The sequence below is a fragment of the Mesorhizobium sp. M0830 genome (genome assembly GCF_040319965.1).
GTDB lineage: Bacteria > Pseudomonadota > Alphaproteobacteria > Rhizobiales > Rhizobiaceae > Mesorhizobium.
This window is the reverse complement of record NZ_JAMYOR010000044.1, coordinates 22398-40160: the sequence shown is the minus strand read 5'-3', so window position 1 is coordinate 40160 and position 17763 is coordinate 22398. Positions and strand designations below refer to the sequence as shown.

The window sequence follows — 17763 nt, the reverse complement described above, 5'->3', positions numbered from 1 at the left end:
CAACGGGCAGAACGAAACGCAATTTACTCCGCGGCGAAATCACGCTTCTATCGCCCGGGTTTGAGCACCTGTCTGAAACGCATGGGGAGTTGCACGATGAAATTGTGGAAAACCATCCTGGCCGCCGCAGTGCTGTCACTGGCCGCCGGCACCTCCGCGTTTGCCGTGCGAACCGACCTGGTCATCGGCATTCCCCTCGAACCACCGCATCTCGATCCGACCGCCGGTGCCGCCGCGGCGATCGACGAGGTGCTTTACGCCAATGTGTTCGAGGGCCTGACCCGCATCGGACCGAATGGTGAGGTGCTGCCGGATCTGGCCGAAAGCTGGACCATTTCCGATGACGGCAAGGTCTACACCTTCAAGCTGCACACCGGCGTGAAATTCCACGACGGTACCGACTTCGATGCCAGTGACGTGAAATTCTCGCTCGACCGCGCCCGCGCCGACAATTCGGTCAATGCGCAAAAGGCCCTGTTCGCGGCCATCGACACGGTCGAAATCGTCGACCCAGCAACGGTCAAGGTCACGCTGAAGAACCCGCAAGGCTCCTTCCTCTACAATATGGGGTGGGGCGACGCGGTGATCGTGGCGCCTGAGACGGCCGACACCAACAAGGAGAAGCCGATCGGTACCGGCCCGTTCAAATTCCAGAACTGGGCCAAGGGATCCTCGATCACGCTGGTCAAATCGGACAATTACTGGGGCACGCCGGCGTCTCTCGACAAGGCTGAGTTCCGCATCGTTCCGGATGCCGCGGCCGCCGTGCCGGCGCTGCTCTCCGGCGATATCCAGGCCTTTCCCTTCTTTGATCCCGACAGCGTCGCGCAGGTCAAGGACGACCCGCGCTTCAAGGTGGTGATCGGCGCGACCGAAGGCGAAACCATCCTGTCGATCAACAACAAGAAGCCTCCCTTCGACAAATTGCAGGTGAGACAGGCGATTTCCTATGCACTCGACCGCAAGGCGATCATCGACGGCGCCTCGGCCGGCCTCGGCGTGCCGATCGGCTCGCACATGTCGCCTGCCAACAAGGACTATGTCGACCTCACCGGCCGCTATCCGCATGATGTCGCCAAATCAAAGGAATTGCTGAAGGAAGCGGGGCTGGAGAACGGCTTCAAGGCGACGCTGAAATTGCCGCCGCCCGCCTATGCCAGGCTCGGCGGCGAGATCATCGCCTCCGAGCTTCGCGACGTCGGCATCGATCTGGAGATCATCCCGGTCGAATGGGCACAGTGGCTGGATCAGGTGTTCACCAAGAAAGATTACGACCTCACCATCGTCTCCCACACCGAACCCAACGACATCGATATCTATTCGCGCAAGGACTATTACTTCAACTACGACAATCCGGCCTTCGATAAGGTGATCGCCGATCTCGGCGTCACCTCCGACGAGGCCAAGCGCAAGGAATTGCTGGGTCAGGCACAGAAGATCCTGGCCGACGATGCCGTGGTCGGTTTCCTCTACGAACTGCCCAAGGTCGGCGTCTGGGACGCCAAGCTGCAAGGCCTGTGGGAAAACGCACCCATCCAGGCCAATGATTTGACCAAGGTGAAGTGGAGCGAGTGAGGTTGCTGGCCAAAAGGCGACCCTTGCGTTCCTTCGCGCCCCCCTCTGCCCTGCCGGGCATCTCCCCCTCTAGGGGGGAGATTGCGCTCTCGCTGCTGCTTTCGTCAATCATCAACGCTGTATTTGTGCCACCGGCGCTGAAACTTCCAATCTCCCCCCTTGAGGGGGAGATGTCCGGCAGGACAGAGGGGGGCGCCGTAGAACGCTATCGTCACCCCTTGCCTGCCCCCGGCAAAACAGCGGTCCCCGACCTTCCATGACCGCCTATCTCCTAAAACGCCTCGCCATCGCCATCGCCACTCTGATCCTGGCCTCCATGGTGGTGTTCGCCGTGCTGGAAGTCCTGCCCGGCGATCCGGCACGGCTGATGCTGGGCTTGAACGCCAGCGCCGACCAGGTCGAACTGCTGCGCAACCAGATGGGCCTCAACGCACCAGTGGCCCTGCGCTATCTTCACTGGGCCGGCGGCCTGCTCAGTCTCGATTTCGGCCGCTCCTATACCTATTCGGTGCCGGTCATCGACCTGGTGCGCGAGCGGCTTGCCGTTTCGCTGCCGCTGGCGCTGATTGCGCTTGCGCTCTCCACAATGATCGCGATTCCCGTTGGCCTGGTTTCCGCCAGCCGGCGTGGACGCGCCGGTGACACGATTTCCATGGGCGCCGCACAGCTTGGCGTCGCCGTGCCCAATTTCTGGTTCGCCCTGATGCTGATCTATGTGTTCGCCGTCTGGCTGCAGTTGGTTCCGGCCGGCGGCTTTCCCGGCTGGAGTGCCGGCATCTGGCTGGCGCTGAAATCACTACTGCTGCCGGCGGTTGCACTTGCCTTGCCGCAAGCCGCGATCCTGGCGCGCGTCACCCGCTCGGCGCTGATCGAGGTGTTGAACGAGGATTATATCCGCACCGCCCGCGCCAAGGGCCTGCCCTATCGCGCCGTCCTGTGGCGGCACGCGCTGCGCAACGCGATGATCCCGGTGCTGACCATCCTGGGCCTGCAATTCGCCTTCCTGCTCGCCGGTACCATCATCATCGAGAATGTCTTTTACCTGCCCGGCCTCGGCCGGCTGGTGTTCCAGGCAATCACCCAGCGCGACCTGATCGTCGTCGAAAGCGTCGTCATGCTGCTGGTCGCCGCGGTCATCGCCGTCAACCTTCTCGTCGACCTTTCCTATGCGGTCGTCGATCCTCGCCTGAGAACCCGGCAATGACGCTGCACATTGACATTCCCGAAGAGACCTTCGGCACCATCCTGGCCAAGGCATTCAGGAATACCGCCTTCGTTGCCGGTTTCGTCATCACCGTGCTGATCCTGGCGATGGCCATCGTCTCCTATGCCTGGACGCCCTACGACGTCACGAAACTGTTGATCTCGGACAAGACGCAAGCACCCTCGCTGGCGCACTGGTTCGGCACCGACCATTTCGGTCGCGACATCCTGTCGATGGTCATGGTCGGCGCCCGCAATTCGATTGCCGTGGCGCTGGTCGCTGTCGGCATCGGCATGGGGGTCGGCGTACCCCTCGGCGCCTTTGCCGCAGCACGCGGCGGCCTCGTCGACGAGGCGCTGATGCGGCTGAACGACCTCGTCTTCGCCTTCCCTGCGCTGCTGTCGGCGATCATGATCACCGCTATCTTCGGGCCCGGCGCCGTCAACGCCATCATCGCCATCGGCATCTTCAACATACCGGTCTTTGCCCGTGTCGCCCGGGCCGGCGCGCTGGCGATCTGGCCACGCGAGTTCATTCTTGCCGCGCGCGCCGCCGGCAAGAGCAGCACGCAGATATCCATCGAACATGTGCTGCCCAACATTGCCACGCTGCTCCTGGTGCAAGGCACCATCCAGTTCGCGCTGGGTATCCTGGCGGAGGCCGGGCTTTCCTATCTGGGCCTGGGCGCCCAGCCGCCAATGCCGAGCTGGGGCCGCATGCTGTTCGACGCGCAGACCCGGATGGTGGTGGCGCCATGGATGGCGATCTTTCCGGGCATGGCGATCGTCGTCACGGTGCTGGGGCTGAACCTCCTGGGCGACGGTATCGCCGACATTCTCGATCCAAAATCGCGGCGGCAGCGATGAGCCTGCTCGACATCAAGAACCTTTCGCTGACCATCGGCGACACGCCGATCCTCAAGGGTATGGAACTTTCCGTCGCGCCCGGCGAAGTGATGGGCCTGGTCGGCGAATCCGGCTCGGGCAAGTCGATGACCGCGCTGACGGTGATGCAGCTTCTGCCCCATGCCGCGCGCGCTACCGGACGCGTCACATTCGACGGCATCGACCTCCTCGCAGCAACAGAGGACCAGATGTGCGCGCTGCGCGGCGATGACATCGGCATGGTGTTCCAGGAGCCGATGACGGCGCTCAATCCGGTCAAGACCATCGGCGAACAGGTCGCCGAAGGCATTCGCTGGCATACCAAGGCAAGCCGCGCCGAAGCCGAAGACCGGGCTCGAAAAATGCTCGACCGGGTCGGCTTGCCCTCGGCGAAATTCCCAATGTCGCGCTATCCGCACGAACTGTCGGGCGGCCAGCGCCAGCGCGTCGTCATCGCCATCGCTTGTGCGCTGAAGCCGAAGCTCCTGATCGCCGACGAGCCGACCACGGCTCTCGACGTGGTGCTGCAGGCCCAGATCCTCGACCTCCTGCGCGACCTCGTCGCCGAGAGCCGCATGGGGCTGCTGCTGATCTCGCACGACCTTGCCGTGGTGACCGAGATGGCGGACCGCATCACCATCCTGCGCCGCGGCGAGGTAATGGAAACCGGTGACACGGCGCGCACGCTGTCCGAACAACTCCATCCCTACACGCGACAGCTGGCGCAGGCCTCGATCCATGTGCCGGCGCGCTCGAAGCCGCATGGTCTCGAGACGGGCCGACCTTTGCTCCAGGTCGAGGGCGTGACCCGCGACTATGCCGGTCGGCGCACCTCGCTATTCAGGCGAGCGCCTGATATCCGCGCCGTCGACCAGGTGTCCTTGTCGATGGCGCCGGGTCAGTCGGTGGCGCTGGTCGGCCGCTCCGGCTGCGGCAAGTCAACGCTCGCCCGCATGATCCTGGCGCTGGACCGGCCAAGCTCGGGCACCATCCGGTTTCGCGGCGAAACCATCACCGGCAAGAGCGAAGCCGAGCTGAAGCCGGCGCGTCGTGACATGCAAGTCGTTTTTCAAGACCCCTACGGATCCTTCGACCCGCGCCAGAAAGTCGAGAAACTGGTCGCCGAACCCCTGCATGTGCTGGACAAGAAGCCGACGCGCGCCGAGCGCCGCGAGATGGTGGCGCATGCGCTGCATGAAGTCGGCCTCGACCAGCGCGACATGGACAAATACCCGCACGAGTTTTCGGGCGGCCAGCGCCAGCGTCTTTCGATCGCCCGGGCCATCATCACGCGGCCGAAACTGGTCGTCGCCGACGAGCCGGTCTCGGCGCTCGACGTTTCGATCCGCGCCCAGATCCTCGATCTGTTCGCCGAGCTCAACCAGAAGCTCGGCATCGCCTATCTGTTCATAACCCACGATCTGACCGTCGCTCGCGCCATCACGGACGAGGTGCTGGTCATGCATGACGGCAAGATAGTCGAGCGCGGCAAGACCAGCGAGGTGCTCGACCAGCCGCAGTCCGAGGCGGCCAAGGCGCTTGTCAGTGCCGCTCCTGATTTGCACCGGGCGATTGCAAAACGGATGCGCGAGCAGGGTTAATGCATGTCGCCCAAAGTGGCCCCGGTTTTGGGAGAACGACATGCACAAAGCAAAACCTCTTAGACCATCTGGAATTTTCCGGTGGCCTTGAATCGGAGGTAGGCGTCGATGCTGCGCGCCATGTTGGGTAGCATTTCAGGCAAGCCGTCGGGCGCAAACCAGCCGACGGCGCTGCTTTCGTCATCGGTGACGGCCGGCTCGCCTTCAAAGAAGCGCGTGTAGAACATCAAAGCGAAGAACTGGGCGCGGTCGCCATTTGGAAACTGGAAGGTTTCATAGTGCGGGTCGCAGCCGAACCCGAATGGTTCGACATCACTGACGATCAACCCGGTTTCCTCAAGCACCTCCCGGATGACCACCGCTTCCAGACCCTCGCCTTCCTCGGCATTGCCGCCAGGCAGGCCCCACAGGCCAAAATCGGTCCGTTTCTGCAACAGGATGCGGCTGTCGGCGCGTTCGATGACGATGCGCGCACCCGGCATCAACACCAGACGGCTTCCGATCAACGCCCGCAATTGTCCCAGATAGCTGTCGGCAAAGGCCATTTGAATACTCCCTTTGACGTCAGCGAACCGTTGCCCAGGCAATGCCTAGCCTTCCGGCTTCACCAAATCGACCGGGTTGATATCGAGCAGGTCGAGCGTGCGCCGCAGCAGGCGCACCTCGCTCTCGGCCAGTTGCGAATCCGCCTTGGCGATGTCAGCCATATGGCGGGCCAATTGCTTGCGTCGTTCGATGTCGAGATCACGGAACAGCGCAATTGCTTGCGAGCCATTGGTCTCGTAGCCGAACTCGTTGAGATATTGGATGACGCTGTCGACGCTGGTTTCCGCAATGCCGAAGGCGTCCTTGCAGATGCGCCGGAAGGCAACCATCTCGCTCTCACTGACCGACCCGTCGGCCAGGATCATGCGAAACAGCATCAATAGTTCCGCCGACAGAACCGGATCGTCCGCCACCTTGCGCACGCCCGGGTCGCCGTCGAAGATCTGACGTATCTGGTCCAGCAATGCGAACGCCATCATGGTCCCTTTCCGATTCCTCTTCATAGAGGTAGCGCGGAATCGGTCTTGCGCAAACAGGGCGGTCGTGGTCGAACGCCGGACATCTCAGCCGACCGAGCCCTCCATACATCAGATGATCGACCTTAGCATCCAGACCGTCGCCATGCTCGCCTTCGCCGCCTTCGCCGCGGGCTTTGTCGATTCGATCGCGGGCGGCGGCGGGCTGATCACCGTGCCGGCGCTGCTGCTTGCCGGCTTCACACCGGTCCAGGCGCTCGCCACCAATAAATTGCAAGGTATGTTCGGGTCGGGCTCGGCGACTATCCACTACGCGTCGAAGGGTCATGTCGACCTGCGCCGGCAATTGCCGTCGGCGCTTTTGGCCCTTGTCGGAAGCGCCATCGGTGCCTTGCTGGCAACGATCGTGCCCGGTGACATTCTGCGGGCTGCCTTGCCCATCGTGCTGATCGCCATCGCGGTCTACTTCGCGCTCAAACCCAACATGAACGATGTCGACCGCGCCGAGCGCCTGTCGCCGTTCCTGTTCGGACTGACGCTGGTGCCCGCCATCGGCTTCTACGATGGCCTGTTCGGGCCAGGCGCCGGCTCCTTCTACATGCTGGGTTTCGTGGCACTTGCCGGCTACGGTGTGCTCAAGTCGACGGCGCACACCAAGCTGCTCAATTTCGCCTCCAACATCGGCGGCTTCATCGTCTTCGCCGCGGTCGGCGTCGTCTATTGGAAGATCGGCCTGATGATGGGCATTGCCCAGTTCCTCGGCGCGCGCGTCGGCGCCAGCCTGGCCATGCGCATCGGCGCAAAACTGATCAAGCCATTGCTGGTGATCGTCTGTCTGGCGCTGGCCGTGAAGCTTCTGGCCGATCCAGCGAACCCGCTGCGTGCCATGATTGGTGTGTGATCACGTGCACTGATAGACTGCCACTGTTCGAATCATGTTGCGAGGAGCCAGACATGAATCTTAGCGCACCTACCCAGATCGTTTTTATCATTTCCGTTGTTATCGCCATCATCGGCGTTCTCGCCGCGCTTGGCATTCTTGCGTTCATTCCAATCGCATCGGTGTGGATTGTTCTTATCGCTTTCATCGTGCTTGCCGGCGGCTGCCTGATGCGCGGCGCCTGACACGTTCCTTTGAAGTGGGGACGAGGAGCGCCCGGCCAAAAGCCGGGCGCTTTTGATTCGGGCCACGGGTCTGCTGGATTTGCCTTGGCGCAAATGGCCGATGCCAGCCGAGATGCAACCCTAGCAAGAGCAGGACCGAACCGTCGCTGGACGGTTCGCGCGGAGTGCAACGGAGCAGAATTCTGTACCGCAGCAACGCCTTGAAGTCGCGGCATGGAATATCGGCTCTGCGCCGAGTCGCTTCCCTCCTTGGCCCGCCCGTGGATGACGAAGCGATGGGCGAATCTACCGCGCCAGCGCAAAGATTGCGTCGCAGTCGAGATGCGTCTCCAGCTCGGCTGCGACGTCGTCCAAGGCCCGCTCGACTTCGGCCCGATAGTCGATGCCGCCGCCCTTGATGCCGAGGCTTTCGAGGAATTTCCCGCGAAAGCCGTCGGCGCCAAACAAGCCATGCATATAGGTGCCGATCACCTTGCCATCGGCCGAGACTGCCCCGTCATCGACGCCATTGATGACTGCGGACGGCCGCAGCGTATCGGGCCCGGTGGTGCGGCCAAGATGGATTTCGTAGCCTTCGAGCGGCAGGTCGAACGGCACCGAATGGGCGCTGACGTTGCGCACCGTCTTCTCCGGTTCCATCACCGTTTCGACGTCGAGCAGGCCGAGGCCTTTGGCCTCGGTGACGCTGCCTTCGATGCCGTCGGGATCGCGCACGATACGGCCGAGCATCTGGAAGCCGCCGCAGATGCCCACGACATGGCCGCCACGCTTCCGATGCGCGAGAAGATCGCGGTCCCAGCCGTTCTCGCGAAATTTTATGAGATCGCCAATCGTCGATTTCGAGCCTGGAATGACCACCAGCCCAGCATCGGCAGGCAGCGGTCTTCCCGGCGGCACGAACACCACCTCGACCTGCGGTTCGGCCTTGAGCGGGTCGAGATCGTCGAAATTGGCGATGCGGCCAAGCATCGGCACGGCCACTTTCAGCGCGCGCGCTTCGCCGGACGCCAGCCGTTCCAGCACCACCGAATCTTCCGAAGGCAAGCGTGCCGCCGCCTTCAGCCACGGCACGACGCCGAAACAGCGCCAGCCCGTAAATGCCTCGATCGACCTGATGCCGTCGTCGAATAGCGAAACGTCGCCGCGGAACTTGTTGATGAGGTAGCCGACGATCATGCGCCGGTCCTCTTCCGGCAGGATCAGATGCGTACCCGCCACCGAAGCGATGACGCCGCCGCGATCGATGTCGCCGACCAGCACTACTGGCACGTCGGCGCGCGTGGCAAAGCCCATATTGGCGATGTCGCGGCTGCGCAGGTTGATCTCGGCCGGCGAGCCGGCCCCCTCGACGATCACCAGATCGGCGCCCTCGCCGACCTTGCCCCAGGAGTCCAGCACCGCGTCCATCAGTCGGCCCTTCATCGCCTGGTAGTCGCGCGCCCGCGCTTCGCCGAACACCTTTCCCTGCACGATGACCTGCGCGCCGACATCGGTCTGCGGCTTGAGCAGTACCGGGTTCATGTGGACCGAGGGTGCGACGCCGCAAGCGATCGCCTGCAGCCATTGGGCGCGGCCGATCTCGCCGCCGCCATGGTTGTTGTCGCCCGGAATGTCGGCGACGGCAGCATTGTTCGACATGTTCTGCGGCTTGAATGGCCGCACCTTCAGCCCACGCTTTTTTGCCGCGCGGCAGAGGCCGGCGACCAGAACCGTCTTGCCGACATCCGAACCCGTGCCTTGCAGCATGATCGCCCTGGCCATCAGCCCCTGCCCTGCGTCACGGTTCCGGTGATGTTCGATTTCTGCGCCAGCGGCCCGCCGCGCCAGATGTAGAGCGCCAGCAATGGGTCTTTGCCGGTGCGCATGGCGTGATTGACGTTGGACGCGTGGTGGACGACCTCGCCGGCCGTGCGCATGCAAAAGCCGCTCTCGCCCATCCGCCATTCAGCGCCGCTGGTCAGCGGAACGTAGATTTCTTCGGCAACGTGATGGTGGTCGGGATAGACGATATCGGGCCCCAGGATCAGCAAGCCGGCGGCGACCTCGTCATTGGCGAAGTGGCCTCGCGTGCCGAACACCTCCAGCCAACCGTAATTGTCGATGAACTTTTTTCCGAAATCCGTCTCGCCATAGGTCTGCCCCCAGCGGAAATCGTTCCGACGCTCGGCAAGCAGTTGCACCAGCGGCTTGGCATCCGGCGGCGCCAGTTCGGCGGCGCGATCGAGATGACGCAGGCAGGCGAGCGGATGCGGCTCCAGCATACGGGCCGGCATCTCCCAATTGATCCGCAACACGGCGTCACGCACTAGGGCGTTATCCACAGAAGCGAGATGGGCGTGGAACCGCCCCAGCAGATCATCGAATCTTGTCGTCACATCGTGCTCCGGACACCCATTGACGCACAGCCGCTCCCCAAATGGCCGGTTGATAGGGTCGGGTTGCGCGGCGGCATCATTGGTCTAGATTGGTGCGCGCGCAAAGCCAAAAACGACAGGCCAACAGGTCGAAGATATTAGGGAGCACGCCATGGACGCCGCGGTCGATGCGAGCACCAGCCAGTTCGAACTCAATGAGGAGCAGCGCGCCATCCAAGAGGTGGCGCAGGCCTTCGCCGCCGACCGCGTCGCGCCGAATGCGCTCGACTGGGACCGCCGGAAACACTTTCCTGCCGATGTGATCCGCGAAACCGGCCCGCTCGGCCTCGGCGGCATCTATACCAGGGACGATGTCGGCGGTTCCGCACTTGGCAGGCTTGATGCTGTGCTGATCTTCGAAGCGCTGTCGCACGCCGATCCGGCCTTTTCGTCCTTCATCTCGATCCACAACATGGTGGCATCGATGATCGACCGCTTCGGCAATGAAGAGCAACGCCAGCGCTTCCTGCCGAAGCTCACCTCTATGGAGTGGCTGGCGAGCTATTGTCTGACCGAGCCCGGCTCCGGTTCCGATGCCGCGGCGCTGAAGACGCGCGCGGTCAAGAGCGGCGGCGACTATGTGCTGAACGGCACCAAGCAGTTCATCTCGGGCGCAGGCGACAGCGATGTCTATGCCGTCATGGTGCGCACCGGCACTGAGGGGCCGAAAGGCATCTCCACCATCGTCGTGCCGAAAGATGCACCGGGCCTCTCCTTCGGCGCCAACGAGCACAAGATGGGCTGGCACATGCAGTCGACCCGCCAAGTCATCTTCGAGGATTGCAAGGTGCCGGCGGAGAACCTTTTGTCGGGCGAAGGCGCTGGCTTCGGCATTGCCATGGCCGGACTCGATGGCGGCCGGCTGAACATCGCCGCCTGTTCGCTTGGCGGCGCACAGTCGGCGCTCGACAAGGCGCTTGCCTACACTGCCGAGCGCAAGGCCTTCGGCTCGAAGATCAATCTGTTCCAGGCCTTGCAGTTCAAGCTGGCCGACATGGAGACCGAGCTACAGGCGGCGCGCATCTTCCTTTATGCCGCCGCTTCGAAGCTCGACCGCAAGGCGCCGGATGCCGGCAAATGGTCAGCGATGGCCAAGCGCTTCGTCACCGACACCGGCTTCAATGTCGCCAACGACGCGCTGCAACTGCTCGGCGGTTATGGCTACCTGCACGACTACGGCATCGAGAAGCTGGTGCGGGACCTGCGCGTGCACCAGATCCTCGAAGGCACCAACGAAATCATGCGCGTCATCATCGCGCGTGCATTAATTGGAAGGCAGTAGGCAGTAGGCAGTAGGCAGTAGGCAGTAGGCAGTGAGATGACCGGCAAGATCAATTCATACAAGGATCTTATCGTGTGGCAGCAGGCGATGGACCTGGCTGTCGCCACCTATTCCTTGACCAAGGTATGGCCCAAGGAAGAATTGTACGGGTTGACCAGCCAAATCCGCCGTTCAGCGACCTCGATCCCTGCAAACATCGCCGAAGGTTACGGTCGAGATAACAGAGGCTCTTATCAGCAATTTCTCAGAATAGCCCAAGGCTCGCTGAAGGAGTTCGAGACACACCTCCAGATCGCCGAACGCATTGGCCTTGCCACGCATGATCAAGCTGATCATTTGCTGACATCCACCGAGGGCATCGGCAAAATGCTTCGCCAACTCATTGTCAGACTTAAGCCGGAATAGACAACCCTACTGCCTACTGCCTACTGCCTACTGCCTACTGCCTACTGCCTAGCACAAATCACGGAGCACCACGATGACCACCATCGCCTTCATCGGCCTCGGGAACATGGGCAATCCGATGGCCGCCAATCTGGTCAAGGCAGGACATGCCGTGCACGGCTTCGACCTGATGCCGGAGAATTTGACCGTCGCGCGCCAGCATGGCGTCGTCGTCATGGCCAACGCACCGGCCGCGGTGAAGGGCGCCGAGGTGGTGATCACCATGCTGCCAGCCGGCAAGCACGTGCTATCGGTCTATGAGGACATCGCGCCCAAGGCGAAAAAAGGCACGTTGTTCATCGATTCCTCGACCATCGACGTCGAATCGGCGCGCAAGGCGCACGCCATTGCCGCCAAACACGGCCTGCTGTCCATCGATGCACCCGTCTCGGGCGGCACGGGCGGTGCCGCGGCCGGCACGCTCACCTTCATGGCCGGAGGCTCCGGTGATGCCTTCGCCGCAGCCGAGCCGGTCCTGAAGCCGATGGCCGGCCGCATCGTCCATTGCGGCGGCGACGGCGCCGGACAGGCGGCAAAGATATGCAACAACATGATCCTCGGCATCTCGATGATCGGTGTCGCCGAAGCCTTCGTTCTGGCGGAAAAGCTCGGCCTCTCGCACCAAGCACTGTTCGATGTCGCCTCGACCTCGTCGGGGCAATGCTGGTCCTTGACCGCCTATTGCCCGGTGCCCGGCCCTGTGCCGACTTCGCCCGCCAACAGGGACTACAAGCCAGGGTTTGCTGCGGCACTGATGCTGAAAGATCTGAAATTGTCCCAGGAAGCAGCACAAAGCGCGGGTGCGGTGACGCCGCTTGGCGCCGAGGCAGCCCAGCTCTATGCCTTGTTCAACGCCCAGGGACATGGCGGCGCCGATTTCTCCGGCATAATTAATTTTCTGCGCGGCAATCCAGCGTAACCAACGGACTTGGCAGGCTTTTTCCGATTTCCTTCGGCAGAAAGAATGCAAGTTTAGATTTGCTTAAGTTCTCGATAACTCTGCGGTAACGATGTTCCTATAAAACGGATTGCGAGGCGGACATATCGCATCCGCCCGGCGCTCCGGATCAGGTCTCGCGTACCGGAGCCTGTAAGTTTCGACAAATGCCGTAGGTTTCGCAAAGTATTTGAGTAGCGAAGCGCCATGCGTATCTGGCAAAGCCGCGTTCCCGATGGAGCGCGGTTTTTGCGTTTCAGCCAGTTTATCCGCACAGTCTGGTTTTTATATTCCGATTGCCGCATTCGGGATCGGGACATGATCTTCGTTGATCAGCACGATCGGTGCATCGGCCCCCTCGAGCCTGACGACCAGCAGGCGCAGGCTCCACGTGCCGGCAGCGCGGACTGCGGTTGAGTAGGCAGTGCCCTTGCCCTTGGCGCCGTGGACCGGAATGCTGAACTGGGCGTCACCAGAACCATTCGCATTGATATTGAGATGGCCACCGACCCAGAAACTGTCGGCCGCCACATCATTGCCGAGCGCGGCCTTCACGCGATCGTCGGCGCGAAGTCTGTCCATGGTCATGCGGTAGGCATCGCTGCCTTTCAGGACGTAGGGGATGCTGCCGACCATCGTCGCACAACCGCCGATCCCGACCACCCACACGACAACGCCGGCGATTGCCCAGTTGCGTTGCGTCTTGCGAAACTGTTCCGCGTCGCGCCAGGCGCGGTTCCGCCACGCCCAGCGACTGCCTCGTGCGCCCAGCACGATGATCATGACGATATTGACGAACGGGATCAGCGCCAGCAGCGCGATGAAGGTGCTGTTGCCGATGCCCCAGATCCAGTTGAGAAAGAAGGCGCCCCAATTCCAACGGTCGAGTTCGGCTGGAATTTCAGCCGGCTGGTTGAGCGGTTGTCCGGCCATCGTATCCCCCATCGGTAACTGTACCGACTGGTTCTAGCGCATGCACTCCTCGATGCGCAAAATCAAAGGTCTGCAACTCGGTCAGGTCTTGTTGGACAGTCGGCGAAAATTCGCCTTCACGGCACGGCTTGCCGGCTTCAGCGCAGCGCTAATCGAGCGTTCCGCCGCAACACCGTTGAACAGCGACGGCGTGCGGCCGGAAAAGACTTCCGGCCAGAACCGCGATGCCGACTGCAGGAAAGACATTTGCGCCGCAAACGCGCCTTGGGCCATGGCGGCGGTCTTCTCGTTTACCGCATGCGCCGTCTCCGTGCCCCATGGCTGGCTGCTCCCGCCATCCATGGCCATCAGAGGCAGCCGCATCATCGCCACCAGCGGCGCCAGCATCAGATCACCGCCGATGCTGGCCGCTTCTTGCGTCCGTCGGCTCTTGCCGATCTTTCTCATCCAAACAAACCCCTTGTGGCGGCCGAATCAGCCGCTGCCCCACACACTACGCGATCGGGATGGAATTCGTTCACTCGCCGCTCGATCATGTTGTCGAGACCGGGCGCTCCTGCCGAGGAATGCCCGGTTGGAGGTCGAGCCCTACCGCTTGCGCAGATCGGCTTGCGCCAGATCCAGCGCCTTCGAGATGCGCTCGCAGGCCATGTCGATCGTATCGCGGGTCCAGATCAGCGGCGGCGACAGGATCATCGTGTCGCCGGTGGCGCGCAGCATCATGCCGTGCGCGATGGCGTGGTCGCGCACGGTCACCGCCGCGCTTCCCGCCGGCAGGAACCGCTCCTTGGTCGCCTTGTCCTTGACGATCTCGATCGCGCCCATCAGCCCGATCGAACGCACCTCGCCGACCAGATCATGCCCGGCAATGCGCTCCTGCAACGCCTTGGCGAAATAGGGGCCGGTATCGTTCCGGACGCGGTCGACCAGCTCTTCCCGCTCGATGATCTCGAGGTTCTTCAACGCCACGGCGCAGGCCACCGGGTGGCCGGAATAGGTGTAGCCGTGATTGAACTCGCCGCCCTTCTCGACCAGCGTAGAGGCTATGCGGTCGCCGACCAACAATGCCGACAGCGGCTGATAGCCGGAGGTCAGGGCCTTGGCCGTGGCGATCGTGTCCGGCTCGATGCCGAGCGTCTGCGCGGCGAACCACTCGCCGGTGCGGCCATAGCCGGTGATGACCTCGTCCAGCATCAGCAGGACATCATATTTGCGGCAGATGCGCTGCACCTCCGGCCAGTAGCTGACCGGCGGAATTTTCACACCGCCTGCTCCCATGACCGGCTCGCCGATGAAGGCAGCAACCTTGTTGGCGCCGGCTTCGAGGATCGCAACCTCGACAGCCCCGGCCGCGCGCAAGCCGAAATCATGATCGCTCTCGCCCGGCAGCGCCAGCTCATAGGCATAGGGCATCATCACATGGACGATGTTGGGCACCGCACCGCCGAGCTGCTTGTGCATGGCATCCATCCCGCCGAGCGAGGTGCCGGCAACGGTCGAGCCGTGATAGGCCATCTTGCGCGAGATGATGCGGTTCTTCTCCGGCTTGCCTTCCAACACCCAGTAATGGCGCACAAGGCGCAGCGCCGTGTCGTTGGCTTCCGAACCGGACGAACCGTAGAACACCTGGCTGACGTTCTTCGGTGCGATTTCCGCCAGTTTTTGTGACAACAGCACCGGCGTCGGCGTCGAACATTTGAAGAAGGAGTTGTAGTAGGGCAGCTCCTTCATCTGGGCATAGGCTGCCTCGGCCAGTTCGTCGCGCCCATAGCCGACGTTCACGCACCACAGCCCGGCCATGCCGTCGAGGATTTCAGCCCCCTCGGAATCATAGATGAACGGCCCATTGGCGCGGGTGATGATACGCGAGCCGACTTCGCGCAGTTCCCTGTGATCGGTGAACGGATGCAGATGATGCGCGGCATCGATCTGCTGAAGCTGCTTCAGCGAATAATTCTGATAAGTCATGGATCTGATCTTTCCTCTGGATTCTATCCGGCCCAAGCCGGGGCGAATGCGTCAGAGGCAGACAGGTGGCGAATAACCGATGCGGGCGCACAGCCGCAAAAGCTCGGCGCGCAGCGTGCGCGGTGACGGTGTCACCGCGACCCGCAATGCGCGAAGCCCGAATGCGCCAGCCAATGTCCCTTCGAGAGCCATGGATGGCACCTTAGAGCAATTTCGGGAAAAGTGTGAAACGGTTTTCCCCGAGGAAAGTGCGTAGCGCTCTTCCTCGGGAACTGCGTCAAAATCTGCCGTCTATGCCGTTCCGCCCAGCGCCCTTTGCAGGAAGACATATTTCATCGCCGTCTGCGCCGCCTGCGGCCGGCGGTCGCCGCGGCCGCCATGCCCGCCCTCGGTCTCTTCGAAGAATAGAGTCCTGGCATGGCCGGCTTGCTGCAGGCGGGCGGCCATCTTCCGCGCATGGCCGGGATGGACACGGTCGTCGGCGGTCGAGGTGGTCAGCAGCACCGGCGGATAGGCAGCTCCGGCATCGATATGCTGGTAGGGCGAATAGGCGGCAAGCCACTTCGCGTCTTCGGGTTTCGACGGGTCGCCATATTCGGCCATCCAGGAAGCACCGGGCGGCAATTCGGTGTAGCGCAGCATGTCGAGCAGCGGCACTTCGATGATGACTGCGCCGAACAGTTCGGGGCGCTGCGTCAGGGAAACGCCCGTCAGCAGGCCGCCATTCGAACCGCCCTGGATGCCGAGCGAAGCAGCCGTGGCGATACCGCGTTTGACGACGTCCTGTGCTACTGCCGCAAAATCGTCGAACCCGTTCTGGCGATTGCCCTTGAGCGCCGCCTGATGCCAGGCCGGGCCGAACTCGCCGCCGCCGCGAATGCAGGCCTGCACATAGGCGTTGCCCTTCTCCAGCCACAGCCTGCCGCGCACGCCGGCATAGCCCGGCAGCAGCGGCACTTCGAAGCCCCCATAGCCATAGAGCAGCGTCGGCACCGGACCTTTCTGGTCGCGCCGCCTGACGACGAAATAAGGGATCATCGTGCCGTCCTTGGAGCGTGCCTCGAACTGTTCCGAGATCAGCGGCGAGGCATCGAAACGCGCCGGCTGCGACTTCACGGTTGCCAGTGTCTCGCCATTGTCGTCCGACCAGATGATCGAGCTCGGCGTCAGGAAATCGGTGAAGGAGAACGACACACTCGACCCGAACTGCTCGGCATGGCTGATGCCTACATTGCCGTTTTCGGGCAACGCGACCGGTTTCAGCGACCAGCCGCCCTCCTTGCGCTCGCAGACGACGACCTTGCCGCGCACATTGTCCATCAGGTTGATGAACAGCCGGTCCTGCGTGCGGGCAATGCCGGCGATGGACACCCGATATGCCGGCTCCAACACGGTTTCCACCGGACCGAGCGTAGCGGTCTCGACCCAGAGCGCCAGATCCAGCGAATAGAGGCCATCAGGCTTGCACAACGTGCCATCGGGCGCCGTCCACGGGCTGCGCAGGCCGAAGACGAGCTGATCCCTGAAGATCGCGGTGTCGGTCATGTCGTCCGGCAGTGGCAACTGTTTGTTTTCGCCGGACGGCAGCCGCAGGAAGATGTGCGAAGCGAAGAAATTCAGCGTCCGGGCCAAGATCAAATAGCGCCTGTCGCCGTCGAACTCGACAGCTGCGCCAACGGCGAGATCCTCTTTCTGCGCCTCGAAGATCGGTGTCGCGTCTTCGAGCTTCGTGCCCCGCTTCCAGAGCTTGATCACGCGCGGATACCCGGACTCAGTCTTGTCGGCCTCCTCGAACGCCGCCGAAACGATGACCGTGTCCTTGTCCAGCCAGCTGAAACCCGACTTGGATGCGGGCGCGCGAAACCCACCTTCCACGAAGGATTTCGTTTCGATGTCGAATTCACGCATCTCGCTGGCGTCGCCGCCATCCGGCGACATACTCACCAGACAGCGATTGAAGTCCGGATAGAGTCGGCTTGCGCCTCCGAACACCCATTTGATCCCCTCTTTCGCCGCAAGCTGGTCGAAGTCGATGATCGTTTCCCAGTCAGGTTTTTCGGTTTTGTAGGAAGCAACCGACGTGCGGCGCCAGAGGCCGAGCACATTGGTCTTGTCCTGCCAGAAATTATAGACATGGCCTTTGAGTGCTGCGCCGACTGCGATGTTGTCTTCGGCCGTCATCAGGTCGAGCGCGGTCTGGAACGAAGCCTGATAGGACGGATCACCCTGCAGCTCGCCAACCGTGACCTCGTTCTGGCGATGCACCCAGTCAAGCGACTGCGCGGCTGTCCTGTCTTCCAGCCAGAGAAACGGATCGTTGGTCTCGGTGGCGGATCTTGGTTTTTGGATGGGCTTGGTCATGAGGTCTCCGATA

General features: G+C 62.4%; 18 protein-coding genes. 9 read left to right on the top strand and 9 right to left on the bottom strand.

From position 1 onward, the window contains the following. The first annotated feature begins 96 nt into the window (after window positions 1-96). The 4 genes from NKI20_RS23215 (at window position 97) to NKI20_RS23200 (ending at window position 5264) form a co-directional block, all read left to right on the top strand. Window positions 97-1575, top strand: coding sequence for an ABC transporter substrate-binding protein (locus tag NKI20_RS23215; RefSeq protein WP_352834710.1), 1479 nt, complete (start codon window positions 97-99; stop codon window positions 1573-1575). A gap of 256 nt (window positions 1576-1831) precedes the next feature. Beyond that, window positions 1832-2779: an ABC transporter permease gene (locus tag NKI20_RS23210; RefSeq protein WP_352834707.1), complete on the top strand. Its 948-nt coding sequence runs from the start codon at window positions 1832-1834 to the stop codon at window positions 2777-2779. Next, window positions 2776-3645, top strand: a complete 870-nt coding sequence (locus NKI20_RS23205) for an ABC transporter permease (protein ID WP_352604950.1) — start codon at window positions 2776-2778, stop codon at window positions 3643-3645. Before NKI20_RS23210 ends, NKI20_RS23205 begins: the two co-directional genes overlap by 4 nt. Beyond that, entirely contained in the window at window positions 3642-5264 is a 1623-nt protein-coding gene (locus NKI20_RS23200) for an ABC transporter ATP-binding protein (protein WP_352834703.1), read from the top strand. Before NKI20_RS23205 ends, NKI20_RS23200 begins: the two co-directional genes overlap by 4 nt. Before the next feature lie 59 nt (window positions 5265-5323). Here the strand turns inward: NKI20_RS23200 and NKI20_RS23195 are convergent, their stop codons facing one another. Then, window positions 5324-5809 carry an NUDIX domain-containing protein gene (locus NKI20_RS23195; RefSeq protein ID WP_352834700.1) on the bottom strand — a complete coding sequence of 162 codons (486 nt, stop codon included), beginning with the start codon at window positions 5807-5809 and terminating at the stop codon, window positions 5324-5326. 45 nt (window positions 5810-5854) lie between these two features. Next, a complete protein-coding gene (locus tag NKI20_RS23190; RefSeq protein ID WP_352604990.1) occupies window positions 5855-6286 on the bottom strand; it encodes a TerB family tellurite resistance protein in 432 nt (143 codons plus the stop codon). 115 nt (window positions 6287-6401) lie between these two features. On the opposite strand from NKI20_RS23190, the gene NKI20_RS23185 reads away from it, so the two are divergent. Next, window positions 6402-7187, top strand: a complete 786-nt coding sequence (locus NKI20_RS23185) for a TSUP family transporter (RefSeq protein ID WP_352834697.1) — start codon at window positions 6402-6404, stop codon at window positions 7185-7187. A 53-nt stretch (window positions 7188-7240) separates the two neighbouring features. After that, window positions 7241-7411, top strand: coding sequence for a hypothetical protein (locus NKI20_RS23180; RefSeq protein ID WP_352834695.1), 171 nt, complete (start codon window positions 7241-7243; stop codon window positions 7409-7411). A gap of 285 nt (window positions 7412-7696) precedes the next feature. Here NKI20_RS23180 and NKI20_RS23175 read toward each other — a convergent pair whose 3' ends face one another. Together NKI20_RS23175 and NKI20_RS23170 are read right to left on the bottom strand one after the other, a co-directional pair. After that, a complete protein-coding gene (locus NKI20_RS23175; protein ID WP_352834692.1) occupies window positions 7697-9172 on the bottom strand; it encodes a cobyric acid synthase in 1476 nt (491 codons plus the stop codon). Then, the gene (locus NKI20_RS23170; RefSeq protein WP_352834689.1) at window positions 9172-9786 is read right to left on the bottom strand and encodes a dimethylsulfonioproprionate lyase family protein; all 615 of its coding nucleotides are present in this window, start codon (window positions 9784-9786) and stop codon (window positions 9172-9174) included. Before NKI20_RS23170 ends, NKI20_RS23175 begins: the two co-directional genes overlap by 1 nt. Window positions 9787-9937: 151 nt before the next feature. Here NKI20_RS23170 and NKI20_RS23165 point away from each other — a divergent pair, with 151 nt between their 5' ends. The 3 genes from NKI20_RS23165 to mmsB all read left to right on the top strand — a co-directional run bounded on the left by NKI20_RS23165 (window position 9938) and on the right by mmsB (window position 12470). Then, window positions 9938-11107, top strand: coding sequence for an isobutyryl-CoA dehydrogenase (locus NKI20_RS23165; protein ID WP_352834686.1), 1170 nt, complete (start codon window positions 9938-9940; stop codon window positions 11105-11107). 36 nt (window positions 11108-11143) lie between these two features. Further along, window positions 11144-11512, top strand: a complete 369-nt coding sequence (locus NKI20_RS23160) for a four helix bundle protein (RefSeq protein ID WP_352834683.1) — start codon at window positions 11144-11146, stop codon at window positions 11510-11512. Window positions 11513-11585: 73 nt separating this feature from the next. Then, on the top strand, window positions 11586-12470 hold the full coding sequence (mmsB, locus tag NKI20_RS23155) for a 3-hydroxyisobutyrate dehydrogenase (protein ID WP_352834680.1): 885 nt from the start codon (window positions 11586-11588) through the stop codon (window positions 12468-12470). Between the two features lie 303 nt (window positions 12471-12773). On the opposite strand, the gene NKI20_RS23150 is transcribed toward mmsB, so the two are convergent. The 5 genes from NKI20_RS23150 to NKI20_RS23130 form a co-directional block, all read right to left on the bottom strand. After that, window positions 12774-13421 (bottom strand): cytochrome c oxidase assembly factor Coa1 family protein, encoded by a 648-nt coding sequence (locus NKI20_RS23150; RefSeq protein WP_352728539.1) that lies wholly within the window; start codon window positions 13419-13421, stop codon window positions 12774-12776. 81 nt (window positions 13422-13502) lie between these two features. After that, window positions 13503-13868, bottom strand: coding sequence for a hypothetical protein (locus NKI20_RS23145; protein WP_352834675.1), 366 nt, complete (start codon window positions 13866-13868; stop codon window positions 13503-13505). Window positions 13869-14009: 141 nt separating this feature from the next. Next, window positions 14010-15389 (bottom strand): aspartate aminotransferase family protein, encoded by a 1380-nt coding sequence (locus NKI20_RS23140; RefSeq protein ID WP_352834671.1) that lies wholly within the window; start codon window positions 15387-15389, stop codon window positions 14010-14012. A gap of 51 nt (window positions 15390-15440) precedes the next feature. After that, window positions 15441-15581, bottom strand: coding sequence for a capsid protein (locus NKI20_RS23135; protein WP_084025154.1), 141 nt, complete (start codon window positions 15579-15581; stop codon window positions 15441-15443). A 99-nt stretch (window positions 15582-15680) separates the two neighbouring features. Further along, window positions 15681-17750 (bottom strand): prolyl oligopeptidase family serine peptidase, encoded by a 2070-nt coding sequence (locus tag NKI20_RS23130; protein WP_352834666.1) that lies wholly within the window; start codon window positions 17748-17750, stop codon window positions 15681-15683. Window positions 17751-17763: the final 13 nt, after the last annotated feature.